9 protein-coding genes, 1 tRNA gene and 1 other annotated feature are annotated in these 12680 nt (G+C 68.8%); of the genes, 7 read left to right on the plus strand and 3 right to left on the minus strand.

The window, feature by feature from the left end:
* Positions 1 to 13 precede the first annotated feature (13 nt).
* Entirely contained in the window at positions 14 to 1759 is a 1746-nt protein-coding gene (locus AC0VYB_RS03620; protein WP_475385046.1) for a methyltransferase, read from the plus strand.
* A 160-nt stretch (positions 1760 to 1919) separates the two neighbouring features.
* The gene (gene topA, locus AC0VYB_RS03625) at positions 1920 to 4718 is read left to right on the plus strand and encodes a type I DNA topoisomerase (RefSeq protein WP_063250075.1); all 2799 of its coding nucleotides are present in this window, start codon (positions 1920 to 1922) and stop codon (positions 4716 to 4718) included.
* A gap of 72 nt (positions 4719 to 4790) precedes the next feature.
* Here the strand turns inward: topA and AC0VYB_RS03630 are convergent, their stop codons facing one another.
* Positions 4791 to 5525: a lipoate--protein ligase family protein gene (locus AC0VYB_RS03630; RefSeq protein ID WP_063250076.1), complete on the minus strand. Its 735-nt coding sequence runs from the start codon at positions 5523 to 5525 to the stop codon at positions 4791 to 4793.
* Between the two features lie 210 nt (positions 5526 to 5735).
* Here AC0VYB_RS03630 and tmk point away from each other — a divergent pair, with 210 nt between their 5' ends.
* Together tmk and AC0VYB_RS03640 are read left to right on the plus strand one after the other, a co-directional pair.
* Positions 5736 to 8558 carry a dTMP kinase gene (tmk, locus tag AC0VYB_RS03635; RefSeq protein WP_231882230.1) on the plus strand — a complete coding sequence of 941 codons (2823 nt, stop codon included), beginning with the start codon at positions 5736 to 5738 and terminating at the stop codon, positions 8556 to 8558.
* Positions 8555 to 9712, plus strand: a complete 1158-nt coding sequence (locus AC0VYB_RS03640; protein WP_009380844.1) for a DNA polymerase III subunit delta' — start codon at positions 8555 to 8557, stop codon at positions 9710 to 9712. Before tmk ends, AC0VYB_RS03640 begins: the two co-directional genes overlap by 4 nt.
* Before the next feature lie 36 nt (positions 9713 to 9748).
* Here the strand turns inward: AC0VYB_RS03640 and AC0VYB_RS03645 are convergent, their stop codons facing one another.
* The gene (locus AC0VYB_RS03645; protein WP_040342462.1) at positions 9749 to 10840 is read right to left on the minus strand and encodes a M20/M25/M40 family metallo-hydrolase; all 1092 of its coding nucleotides are present in this window, start codon (positions 10838 to 10840) and stop codon (positions 9749 to 9751) included.
* Positions 10841 to 11120: 280 nt separating this feature from the next.
* On the opposite strand from AC0VYB_RS03645, the gene AC0VYB_RS03650 reads away from it, so the two are divergent.
* Positions 11121 to 11193, plus strand: a tRNA-Thr gene (locus AC0VYB_RS03650).
* A 56-nt stretch (positions 11194 to 11249) separates the two neighbouring features.
* Here AC0VYB_RS03650 and AC0VYB_RS03655 read toward each other — a convergent pair.
* Positions 11250 to 11633 (minus strand): tyrosine-type recombinase/integrase, encoded by a 384-nt coding sequence (locus AC0VYB_RS03655; RefSeq protein ID WP_081591052.1) that lies wholly within the window; start codon positions 11631 to 11633, stop codon positions 11250 to 11252.
* Between AC0VYB_RS03655 and AC0VYB_RS03660 the strand changes: the two genes are divergently transcribed.
* Together AC0VYB_RS03660 and AC0VYB_RS03665 are read left to right on the plus strand one after the other, a co-directional pair.
* The gene (locus tag AC0VYB_RS03660; protein WP_162909128.1) at positions 11627 to 11932 is read left to right on the plus strand and encodes a transposase; all 306 of its coding nucleotides are present in this window, start codon (positions 11627 to 11629) and stop codon (positions 11930 to 11932) included. The two genes, AC0VYB_RS03655 and AC0VYB_RS03660, sit on opposite strands and share 7 nt — an antisense overlap.
* Positions 11893 to 12021: a sequence feature (AL1L pseudoknot), on the plus strand. (Overlaps the previous gene by 40 nt.)
* On the plus strand, positions 11983 to 12672 hold the full coding sequence (locus tag AC0VYB_RS03665) for an IS3 family transposase (RefSeq protein WP_232254179.1): 690 nt from the start codon (positions 11983 to 11985) through the stop codon (positions 12670 to 12672). Its footprint overlaps the feature before it by 39 nt.
* Positions 12673 to 12680: the final 8 nt, after the last annotated feature.

Consider the following 12680-nt stretch of genomic DNA (forward strand, 5'->3'; position numbering starts at 1 on the left):
CTAGGATTCATCTGTGACCGAAGAGACGCACCCCCTCACCTCCGACCAGTTGGCCGGAGCCGAACACCTCGGCGCCACTCTCTATGCGGCCGGGTACACCGAACCGTATCTGCGGCAGTTCTGGGGCGGTGCCGTCTCCGACGCGCTGACCCGCTCCAACGCCGCCCCGGCCCTTCACCACTGTCGCAGCGTCCTCGACGAGAGACTCGTTGAGGTGATCGGCAGCGGTGCCGCCCGCCTCGCACCCGCCGAATCACCCGCCGATTCGGCCGACGACGCCGGGTCCGATGCCCTCCCGCCCCTGTCCGGTGACGAACGGCTGGCCGCGATCACCCTGGTCTTCTGGCTGCGCGAGCAGGTTCCCGCGATCGTCCTCGCCGCAGCCCTCGGCCTCGAGGCGTACCGGGCGGCCCGCGATCTCGGCCTCGTCGACGAGGTCCGCCCCGACGGGACCAACCTGCGCGCCTTCGCCCCGTACGCGCTCACCCCGTACGAGATCCCCGTCGGCGTCCCCCGGGGCCTGCGCCGCGGCGATGAGAACCTCTACCTCGTCGCCGACCACGGCACGCTCACCTCGCCCGAGGTCCTTCCCGGCGACTTCGTCCTCGGCCTCGGCGGGGCCGGTCGCACGCTCGTGGCCCTCACCCCGCGCGAACCGGTGACCACCGCAGCCGACATCGGCACCGGCTGCGGCGTCCAGGCGCTCCTGCTGGCCCGCCACGCCGAGCGGGTCATCGCCACCGACATCTCCGCCCGGGCGCTGCACCTCACGGCGCTCGGCGCCGCGCTGGCCGGGGCGACGAACATCGACCTGCGCCAGGGCTCGCTGCTCGAACCGCTGAGCGAAGACGTCGACCTGCTCGTGTCGAATCCGCCGTTCGTCATCACCCCGCGCACCACCGCCGCCGAGGCGGTCGTCCCCGACTTCGAGTACCGGGACGGAGGCATGAGCGGGGACCGCCTCGTGCGCGGCCTCTTCGCCGAGGTCCCCTCCGTGCTGACCGCCGGCGGTCGCGCGGTGTGCCTGGGCAACTGGGAGGTCACCGCAGACTCGTCGACCGGACCCGAGACGTGGGTGGTCGACTCGTCCACCTCGGTGCTCGTCATCGAACGCGAAGTCCTCGATCCTGTCGCCTACGCCGAGACGTGGATCCGCGACGGCGGCATCCAGCGGGCGAGTGAGGAGTGGAACGCGGCGACCGCTGCGTGGCTGGACGACTTCGCCTCCCGACAGGTCACCGGCATCGCCTTCGGCTACGTCCTCATGCACCGGGCAGATAACGATTCCCCAACTCTTTCGCCGGACGACCAGCCCTCCACCGAGGCGGCAGCGGTGCCCGCGTCCCGCGAGAAGGTCCGGATCACCTCGGCGCAGGCGACCAACCCCCACGGGATCGGCGCGTTCCTCACCACAGTCGAGGAGCTGCGGTCGTGGCTGGCGCAGGCGAGCGACGAAGAGATCGCGGCGACCGCGTTCACCCGCTCGCCCGACCTCGTCGAACACCGTCACCACGTGCCGGGACAGGAGGACCCGACGTCGATCACGCTCGAGCAGGGGATCGGCTTCGGCCAGGTCTTCGACCTCGACACCGCGCTCGCGGGCTTCGTCTCCGTCGCCGACGGATCGCTCACGCTGCGGCCGTCGGCCGCCGCTCTTGCGCAGCTCCTCGACGTCGACGCGGCAGCCCTCGAAGCCCAGCTCATCGCCCAGGTCAGGGGCCTTGTCGGGGCGGGTGCCCTGCTCCCGGGCACCCCCTGAACCGGGTTCGCCCAGCCCCCTGCGCCGAGGCGGGGGAGGCGATCCGTACGCGAGCGGGTGCGCCCGCCCCGATGGAGAGGGCAGGGTGACAACAGTGTTACATTGGGCCGGATCGTCCATACTGTCGATCACCGCACCGCCGTGAGAGGAATGAGTGAACGTGGCCACAACCGAGAAGCAGCCCCGTCGTCTCGTCATCGTCGAGTCCCCGACGAAGGCGCGCACGATCGTGGGGTACCTCGGCGACGGTTATGACGTCGAGGCCTCGGTCGGGCACATCCGCGACCTGCCGACGCCGTCGGAGCTCCCGGCCGACATGAAGAAGGGCCCCTACGGGAAGTTCGCGGTCGACGTCGACAACGGCTTCGACCCCTACTACCGCGTCGACCCGGGCAAGAAGAAGAAGGTCACCGAACTCAAGCGCCTGCTCAAGGACGCCGACGAACTCTACCTCGCCACCGATGAGGACCGCGAGGGCGAGGCCATCGCGTGGCACCTGCTCGAGGTGCTCAAGCCGAAGATCCCCGTCAAGCGCATGGTCTTCCACGAGATCACCCCCGAGGCGATCGCCCGGGCGCTGGAGAACACCCGCGAGATCGACGACGCCCTCGTCGACGCGCAGGAGACCCGACGCATCCTCGACCGTCTCTACGGCTACGAGGTCTCCCCGGTGCTGTGGCGCAAGGTCCGCGCCGGACTCTCCGCCGGCCGCGTGCAGTCGGTGGCCACCCGCCTCGTCGTCGAACGCGAACGCGAGCGCATGGCCTTCGTGCCCGCCGACTACTGGGACCTCGACATCGACCTCGGCCTGCCCGACGGCTCGAACCCGTTCGCCGCGAACCTCACCACCCTCGACGGATCGCGCGTGGCCAGCGGCCGCGACTTCGACGACAAGGGCCAGCTGAAGACGAAGTCCGCGGTCGTCGTCGACCAGGCGAAGGCCGAAGAGCTCGCCGGTCTGCTCTCGGGCAGCGCGAAGGACGCGCTCACCGTCACCGCCGTCGAGTCGAAGCCGTATTCGCGGCGTCCCGCCGCGCCCTTCACGACCTCGACGATGCAGCAGGAGGCCGGCCGCAAGCTGCGGATGAGCGCGCGCCAGGCGATGCGCACCGCGCAGTCGCTCTACGAGCACGGCTACATCACCTATATGCGCACCGACTCCTCGGCGCTGTCCGGGCAGGCGATCTCGGCCGCTCGGCGCCAGGTGACCGAGCTCTACGGCCCCGAGTTCGTCCCCGAGGCACCGCGTCAGTATTCGAGGAAGCAGAAGTCCGCGCAGGAGGCGCACGAGGCGATCCGTCCCGCCGGTGACTCGTTCCGCACCCCCGCCCAGGTCGCGAAGTCGCTCAACGGCGACGAGTTCCGCCTCTACGACCTCATCTGGAAGCGCACGGTCGCCAGCCAGATGGCCGACGCGAAGGGCAAGACGGCGACGATCCGCGTCGCCGCCGACCTCGGCGACGGCCATGAGGCCGGCTTCAGCGCATCCGGCACCGTCATCACCTTCCGCGGCTTCCTCGCCGCCTACGAGGAGGGAACGGACGCGAGCCGGTACGACACGAAGTCCGGCGAGTCCCGGCTGCCGCAGGTCGAGGAGGGCCAGGCGCTCTCCGTCGTCTCCGTCGAAGCCGACGGGCACACCACGGCACCGCCCCCGCGCTTCACCGAGGCGAGCCTCGTCAAGCAGCTCGAGGAGCTCGGCATCGGCCGCCCCTCGACGTATGCCTCGATCATCTCTGTCATCCAGGACCGCGGCTACGTCACCTCGCGCGGCAACGCGCTCGTGCCCAGCTGGCTCGCGTTCTCCGTCGTCCGCCTCCTCGAGGAGCACTTCACCGAACTCGTCGACTACGAGTTCACCGCCGACCTCGAATCCGAGCTCGACCGCATCGCGATGGGCGAAGAGGACCGCAAGGCGTGGCTGGCGCGGTTCTACTTCGGAGCCGAGGGCTACGACCGGGAAGGGCTCAAGGAGATCGTCGACGACCTCGGCGACATCGACGCCCGCGAGGTCAACACGGTTCCCATCACCGACGGCGTCGCCCTGCGGGTCGGCCGCTACGGTCCCTACCTCGAGGTCGCCTCGGCGGCCGAAGGGGAGGACCCCAAGCGCGTCTCCCTGCCCGACGACCTCGCCCCCGATGAGCTCACCGCCGCGAAGGCCGCGGAGCTCATCGAGAGCCAGGGCGACGGCGACCGCGAACTCGGCGTCGACCCGGAGACCGGGCACACGATCGTGGCGAAGAACGGCCGGTTCGGCCCCTACGTCACCGAGGTCCTGCCCGAGCCCGAGGAGAAGCCGAAGCGGGGCGCGAAGAAGCCCAAGCCGCGCACCGGGTCCCTGTTCAAGTCGATGGACCTTTCGACGATCGACCTCGAGACCGCGCTCAAGCTCCTCAGTCTGCCCCGCATCGTCGGCCAGGACGAGGAGGGCACGGACATCACGGTGCAGAACGGCCGCTACGGCCCGTACCTGAAGAAGGGCACCGATTCGCGGTCGCTGACCGACGAGGAGCAGATCTTCACGATCACCCTCGAGGAGGCGCTGAAGATCTACTCCGAACCCAAGCAGCGCGGCGGCCGCACGGCCAAGCCGCCGCTCAAGGAGCTCGGGGAGGATCCGGAGACGAAGAAGCCGATGGTCGTCAAGGACGGGCGCTTCGGTCCCTACGTCACCGACGGCGAGACGAACGCGACCCTGCGCAAGGACGACGACGTCGAGTCGATCACGCCTGCCCGCGGTGCCGAACTCCTCGCCGAGAAGCGCGCGAAGGGCCCCGCGAAGAAGAAGGCGCCGGCGAAGAAGGCTCCCGCGAAGAAGTCCACGGCCAAGAAGACGACCGCGGCGAAGACCACGGCTGCGAAGAAGACCACGCCGAAGTCGACGACTGCGAAAACGACGACTGCGGCGAAGAAGACGACTGCCGCGAAGCGGACGACGAAGCCGAAGACCCCCTGAGGTCAGGCGCGGCGCGGGTCAGGATCTTCGCCCGCGCCGCACAGGCACCGTGGGACTCTGCGCGGCTCGAACTCAGAGCGCGTGCTTGGCGGCCTGCTCGGGCAGGGCGGCGAGCTCCTCGGGGGTCGGTGAACTCGGCGTGAGCACACGGTCGCGACCGTAGTAGGAGGCGAACGCCTCGGCGACGGCATCGACCGTGATCCCCGGGGCCATCTCACTGATCGACCCGCCCGTGGTCGGATCCCACTCGACGCCGAGGGCCGCCTCGACGTCGGTGAGGACGGCCCTGATCGGGTCGGGATCGGTGACGACGACCGAGGACGAGAACAGCCACGCACCGGCCACGACGCGCTGCGCTGTGCCGATCGCCTTGATCCGGCCGGCGACGTTGACGCTGTACTCTCCCGGGCAGTACTCGCCGGGGATCTCCCCGACCCGGGCGTCGACGCCGAGGGAACGGAGCACCTCGGCGTAGTCGGCGCCGAAGGTCGAGAAGCGCTTCGTCGTGTCCGTGATGAACGCATCGCTCGGTTCGATGTGGTCGATGACGACGGACCCGGGATGGTAGGCCGCTGCCCGCCCGCCGAGGCTGCGCAGGGCGGGGGTGAATCCGTGGGCGCGGGCGGCCTCGATCGCCGCGGGGAACCCCGGGAGGAAGCGGTCGCGGGCACCGAAGGCGAGCGTCGGGGCCGGCCGGTAGATCCGCAGGGTCGCGCCCCGGCGCCCGGACTTGACCGAGTCGAGGAGGACGCGGGCGAAGGCGAGCTCATCGACGGGGCCCAGGCCCTTCGTCTCGACGACGTCCATCGTCTCTCGTCGGTCCTGGTCCTCGGATGCGCGCTCTCTCGTCACGGAACAAGAGTAGAGGACAAGCCGACCCGCCGCCGCGCCCGACCCGTCGTGACGCTCAGCGGCCGACCCGTCGTGACGCTCAGCGGCCGGGTGAGGCAGGGCGCCGACCGGGACCGCCCTTCCAAGAGAGATGTCAGACGCTGCCGATAGGGTAGAGGCGTGAGCATGTTGACGACTACAGGACATCGGCTTCCCGGCGCACCCGGCCGGTTGGTCACCGAAACCGCGGTCTGGGGCGCACTCATCGTCCTCGCCGCGATCAGCTACGTCGTGGCCGGCACCAGCGGCTATCTCACGACGGTCAGCGGTCGCGCGTTCACGATGATCGGGGAGACGCTCGTGGCCGGGGAGTTCGACAACCTCGCCGGCAGCCTCTCCCTCCTCATCGTCTTCGTCCTCGCCGGGGCGGGCCTCTTCATCCCGTCCACCGTGTTCGCCCGCCGCGGTCCCGGGGTGCGCAAGCTCGCCCTGAGCATCGCCATCATCGCCGAGGCGGTCCTCCTCATCGTCCTCAGCCTCGCTCCCAGCGCCTGGCTGACCTGGGTCTGTGCCCTCATCCTCGGCGCCGTCATCGGGCTGCTCATGAGCCTGACCCCCTTCACCAACGAGAAGCCGTGGCGTCGCGTCGGCGTGCCTGCGACCGTGCTGCTCTTCCTCGCCTGCTCCTTCCAGATCATGGGCGGATCCTCCGCCGGTACCCAGGCCCTGGGTTGGATGAGCCTCGCCGTCGGCATCGCCATGGCCATCGGCGCCGTGATGATCTACCTCACCCCCGAACGCGCCCTCCACGCGGAGTCGGCGACGACCGGCGCCTTCCCGGTCGCGAAGGCGAAGATCGCCAGGCCCCCGGCGACCATCGACAAGCCGTGGGTGCCGACCGCGCTCTTCGCGGTGCTCGGAGCGGCGTTCATCCTCGCCCAGCCGACCGCCATCGAGCACGGCTTCGGGCAGGCCGGATACGCACTCATCCTCGTCGTCGCCCTCCTCGGATGGGCCATCGGCTTCGAGATGGGTCCGACCTTCGCACCGGGCATGTCCCGCCCCCGCGTCTCGGCCTTCGCCCTCACCGTCTCCGGCATCCTCCTCGTCGCCACCGGCGCGATCGACGAGCTCTCGGGCAAAGTGGTCCTCACCGGAGCCGTCGCGTTCCTCGTCGGCATCGGCGTGCGCTCGCAGGTCTACGACTTCTCCCGCCGCATCGGCGCTGTTGCCGGCGGTCTCATCGCCCTGCTCATCAACGCCGTCAACGTCACCGTCGACCCCATCGGCGCCGACCCGATGTGGTCGCTGCCGCCCGCCGACGTCGCCTTCGTCCTCATCGGCCTCGCCGCGCTCATCGCCGGCATCGTCGGCCTCTTCGTCTTCGACCCCCACGGCATGCAGGGCCTCTCGGTCGACATCGTCCACGGCTTCCGTCCGCACGCCCACACCGATGATGCGAGCAGGGACGGCGTCGGCGCGCTCGCCGACCGGTTCGGCCCCGGCTTCTTCATCGCCATCGAAGGCGGCGACGGGTCGGGCAAGAGCACGCAGATCGCCCGGATCTCCCGGGCACTGGCCGATGAGGGCTACAGCGTCGAAGCGACCCGGGAACCCGGCGGGACCGAACTGGGCCGACAGATCCGGTCGGTGCTCTTCGACTCCGAACCCCCGAGCCCGCGCACCGAGGCGCTCCTCTTCGCCGCCGACCGTGCCCATCATGTCGCGTCCCTCGTCGACCCCGGTCTCGACGCCGGCAGCATCGTCATCACCGACCGCTACATCGACTCGACCGTCGCCTACCAAGCGGCCGGCCGCGAGTTCGACCCGACGACGATCCTCGCCCTAAGCCGGTGGGCGACCGAAGGGCTCATCCCGCACCTGACGATCGTCCTCGACATCGACCCCGAGGTCGCCGCCGAGCGGATGAGCGCGCGCGGAGGCAGCAACTACCTCGACGAGGAGAGCCAGCAGTTCCACCAGCGCGTGCGCCAGACCTACCTTTCGCGTGCGCAGAAGGACCCTGAGCGCTACGTCGTCCTCGACGCGTCCGTGACCGCCGACGAACTCACCGGCCAGATCCTCGAAGCCGTCCATGCGCGGCTGCCGCACACCCTGACCAAGGGGTCGGGGAACGCGGCCGACGCCGAGGCGGTCGCTGAGTCCTCGCCACCGCCGGTCACCGCCGTCGCCGAGGAGTCGGAGACCATCGTCCTCGGAACCCCCGGTGCGCCTGAAGCGCCGAGCACGGGTGCACCCGATGCGCCTGGCCCCGCGGCAACTGACGCGCCGAGCCCCGGTGGGGAACACCGGTCTGACGAGCGCGAGTCGGCGGGGGACGACGAGGCCGATGAGCGGTCGCGGTTCATCCCCGTCTCCGACGAGCGCGTCGTGCCGACGGCACGTGCCGATGCCGATGAGGACGGTGTCGCGACCGATCGCGTCGACCTCGGCGCCGACCTCAGAGACGACCGTTCCGACGAGGCGGACGCCGACTCCGCCGCAGGCAGGAACGACGAGGACGACCTTGACGACGAGATCGTTGTCATCGAACGCGAGACGCCCGTGTCTGGTGCGCGTGCCGCATCCGCCACCGACGCCGAGGCGACCGACCGCGAAGCCGCCGACCGCGAAGCCGCCGAGCGTGGGGACAGGGATGAGCCGACGCGGTCCGCCGACCAGCCGGGCGATCCCGGGGAAGCGGCGACGACCGTGCTGCCGGCCCAGCGATTCACCCCCAGGGCTCCGCTGACCGATGAGGACGACCCCGATGAGGCGCCGACGAATGTCATCGACACCTCGGCGGCACGGGGACATGACCGGTCGGCCGATGACGGACCTGCCGCTGACGAGGCGGAGACGACCGTCCTGCCCGCCCGCAGCGCCCGGCAGACGAGCCGGGAGCGCCTGCAGGCGCAGGCCGAGATCGAACGCCAGGCACGCGAGCGGGTGCGTCGACAGCGTGAGCGCAACCGCTCCCGCGGCAATGGTCCGGGGGGAAGCCGGTGAGCGTCTTCGACGAACTCGTCGGCCAGGACGATGTCGTCCGCCAGCTCGAGTACGCCCTCCACTCTCCGGGGGCGATGACGCACGCGTGGCTCTTCACCGGTCCTCCCGGGTCGGGGCGCTCGAACGCCGCGCGCGCGTTCGCCGCCGCGCTCATCTCCGGGGGAGAGGCTCCCAACGAGGTGACCGATCGTGTGCTCAAAGGTCACCACGAGTCGCTGACGATCATGTCGACGCAGAAGTCCGTCATCGCCATCGACGAGGTCCGCGATCTCGTCGGCACTGCACAGTCGGCGCCGGTGAATGCGCCGTGGCGCGTCGTCATCATCGAGGACGCGGACCGGATGACCGAACGCACCGCCAACGTCCTGCTCAAGGCCATCGAGGAACCGCCGCCTGCCACGGTCTGGCTGCTCTGCGCGCCGAGCCCGATCGACGTGCTCACGACGATCCGGTCCCGGTGCCGTCCGGTGCGGCTGCGCATCCCCTCGCGCGAGGCCGTCTCGACGCTGCTCATCGAACGCGACCACGTCGCCCCCGAGCGGGCGCGCTGGGCGGCCGCGGTCGCCCAGAACCACATCGGGCGGGCCAAGCACATGGCGCTGAGCGAGACCGCTGCGGACGAACGGCGGAAGATCCTCGACATCCCCGGCAAGCTCACCTCGGTGGGGGCGACGATCCGGTTGGCCGGTCGCATCGTCGACGAGGCGGCGGAGACGGCGAAGGCCCGGGTGGAGGAGCGCAACGCGAAGGAGCGCAGCGATCTCATGGAGACCCTCGGCATCGCGGGGGAGAAGACCGTGCCCCCGTCGGCCAGGGCGCAGATCCGCAGGCTCGAGGAGGAGCAGAAGCGGCGGTCGGTGCGGGCGCGCAACGATGAGCTCGATCGGATCTTCCTCGAGCTCATGAGTCTCTACCGGGACATCCTCATGTACCAGCTGGGGATCCGCGACGGGTGGATCAACGCCGGTGAGGACGAGCTCATCGCCGAGCAGGGCAACAGGGACACCGCCGATACGACGCTGCTGCGCATCGACGCCATCGCCGAGGCGAGGCGACGCCTGCAGACGACGATGTCACCGGTGCTCATCGTCGAATCCGCGTTCGTCCTGCTCTCGAATCCGTGGCTGGCCGCGGACCGGGACGGCGCAGCCTGACCGACCTCGGATCAGTCCTGCACAGCGTGGGGCTGCTCAGGCTTCGTCGAGGATTTCGCCGACGAGGGCGGCGGTGAGTTCGACCCGGCGCGGGATCCACAACTGCAGGGCGTGCTCGGTGCGAGCATGCGAACCGCCGCCGACGGTGCCGAGCCCGTCGAGCGTGGGCGTGCCGACTCCGGCGGTGAAGTTGCCGTCCGAGCCGCCGCCGACGGCGACCGAGCGCAGCGGCGGGTGGCCCAGGGTCGAAGCGAGGCGCTGCGCTCGGGCATAGAGGGCCATGGCCATCTCCTCCTCGAGCGGTGCGCGGTTGATGCCGCCGCGCAGGTTGAGCTTCGCTCCGGCGACGGACGGGGTGAGGGACCGCAGTTCGGCGTCGATGCGCTCCTGTTCGGACACGGTCGCGGCACGTGAGTCGATGCCGACGACCGCCTCGGCGGGGACGGTGTTCGTCGTCGATCCGCTGTGCATGACCGTGGGGACGACGGAGGTACCGACGGCCGGGGCGTGGAGGGCCGCGATCCGCACGACTTGGTTGGCGATCTCGACGGTGGCGTTGATGCCCTTCTCGGGTTCGACTCCGGCGTGGGCGGCCAGGCCTTCGACCTCGAGGGAGTAGATGGCCACCCCCTTGCGGGCGATCTTCACCGAGCCGTCGGGGGCTCCGCTTTCGAAGACGAGGGCCGCTTTCGCTCCGCGGGCCTCGTTCTCGATGATCTCGCGCGAACCGGGGGAGCCGAGTTCCTCGTCGGCGGTGATGAGGATGCTCACCCCGTCGAGGCTGCCGCGTTCGGCCCGCATTCGTGCCATGGCGTAGAGGGCGATGAGGACCCCGCCCTTCATGTCGTCGGCGCCGGGGCCGCGGACGACGCCGTCGACGGCGGAGTAGGGGAAGGTCTTGAGGGTGCCGGTCGGCCAGACGGTGTCGTGGTGGCCGATGAGGACGACCTCGCGAGGGCCGTCGCCGAAGCGCCAGAGCAGGTGCGGGCGTGAGTCCGTCTCGATGACGTGCGGCGCCGCACCGAGGAGTCCTGTGCCGATGCGGGAGATGAGGCGGGCGCTGCGGGCGAGCGCCTCGGGGTCGTGGGAGAACGATTCGCATTCGATGAGCGCTTGGAAGTCGCTCATGAACTCTGTGGAATCGAACTCTCTCACGGACTGTGCCTCTCTTCTGCTTTCAGATCGTCCTCCCAAGGTTAGCTGGTCAGCGGCCTGTGATCCGTGTCGCATGGGAGTCGGGCGCTGGGCGGCTGATCCGTCCGGCTTCCGAGCACGGCGGGATTTCCCTGGATGAATGCGCTGATCAGAGGGCTTCCCGTCGAGGTGAACACGTCCCCGCGGGGACGTCGCTGACTGGGCTTCGCCGTTTTGACCCTGGGCACGGACATTGGCTAGAGTTGGTGCGGTTGCCGCCTTAGCTCAGTCGGCAGAGCGATTCACTCGTAATGAATAGGTCGCGGGTTCGATTCCCGCAGGCGGCTCGGTGACCAGGCCGGATACTCAGGTATCCGGCCTTCGTCATATCCGAATGACACGATTACGCCACGCTTTGTGTCCGGGCGATGAACGCGTCGAGAACCCCGACAACATCGGCAGGACCGCGATTCTCGTGCTCTATGTAGTGCTTGCTGGTCACGCCCACCTCGGAGTGCCCAAGCTGCTGTGAGGCCCCCTTGAGGTCCGACGAGCGGTAGACCTGCGTAGCGACAGTCTTTCGGATGGTGTGCGATGTCACCCATGACAGATCCACACCGTCGGCCATCTCGCGAACCTGCCGAAAACGCGCAGCGTAGTTGTTCTTGTCTAGCCAGGTGCCGACTGATGTGGGGAAGATTGCACCCGAGTCGGGGACTCTGTCATGCCCCGGGGATAAACGAGGCAGGGAGATTGGAAGAAGGAGTTTCTCTCTTGCCAGTGAAATACACCGACGAACTCAAGGCTCGTGCCGTCGAGCTCGTCATCCATGCCCAAGCCGATCCCGAAACTGCGAACGGAGCCATCACCCGCGTCGCGAAGGAACTCGGCCTGAGCAAAGTGACCCTGCGGGTTTGGGTGCGCAAGCACAAGGAATCCGGCAAATCCACGCCGACTGAGTCAGTCGACCTGGAAGCGGAGAACCGCCGGCTGCGGGCTGAGCTGGCCGAAGCGAAACGAGCCAACGAGATCCTGAAGAGAGCGTCGGCTTTCTTCGCGGCGGAGCTCGACCGCCCATCGAAGTAGTCGTTGATTTTATCGACGACAATCGTCACGAGTTCGGAGTCGAGCCAATCGTGCGCGCCCTGAAAGGGACTGCTGCACGGATTGCTGTGAGCTCGTATTACGCGTACAAGAAGCGCCCACCCTCGGCACGTGCGATCAGAGATCGGGAGCTCATGGTCGTCATCAGAGACGTCTATGAGGCGAACTATTCCTGTTACGGGGTGCGGAAGATGTGGAAGGCGATCAACCGCGAATACGCCGATGAGTTCGGTCCTGTTGCCCGCTGTACGGTGGAGCGGTTGATGCGTCGGTTGGGCATCGACGGGGTACGGAGGAAGCGCAAGCGTCCGAAGACGGTCTCGGCCCGTGCTGAGGAGTGTCCGGACGATCTCGTTGAGCGTGAGTTCACAGCACCGGGCCCGAAACGCGTCTGGGTCGCCGACATCACGTACGTCCCGACTCAGGCTGGGTGGGTGTACACGACGTTCATTCTTGATGTGTTCCATCGGGAGATCGTGGGCTGGCAGGTGACGAACCATATGCGGGAGTCTCTGGCCAGAGACGCTTTGACGATGGCGTTGGCGGCGAAGTATCGGGTTGGTGAAGACGTGTCCGGGCTGGTGCATCACAGCGATCGCGGGGTTCAATTCCGGTCGATTCGCTATGGTGAGGCCCTCGCGGAGTCAGAGATCGTCGCGTCTGTGGGATCGCGTGGGGATTCGTTCGATAATGCGATGGCTGAGGCACTGAACTCGGTGTAGAAGGCTGA

It is taken from the genome of Brevibacterium sp. Z349TD_9, from assembly GCF_056173565.1.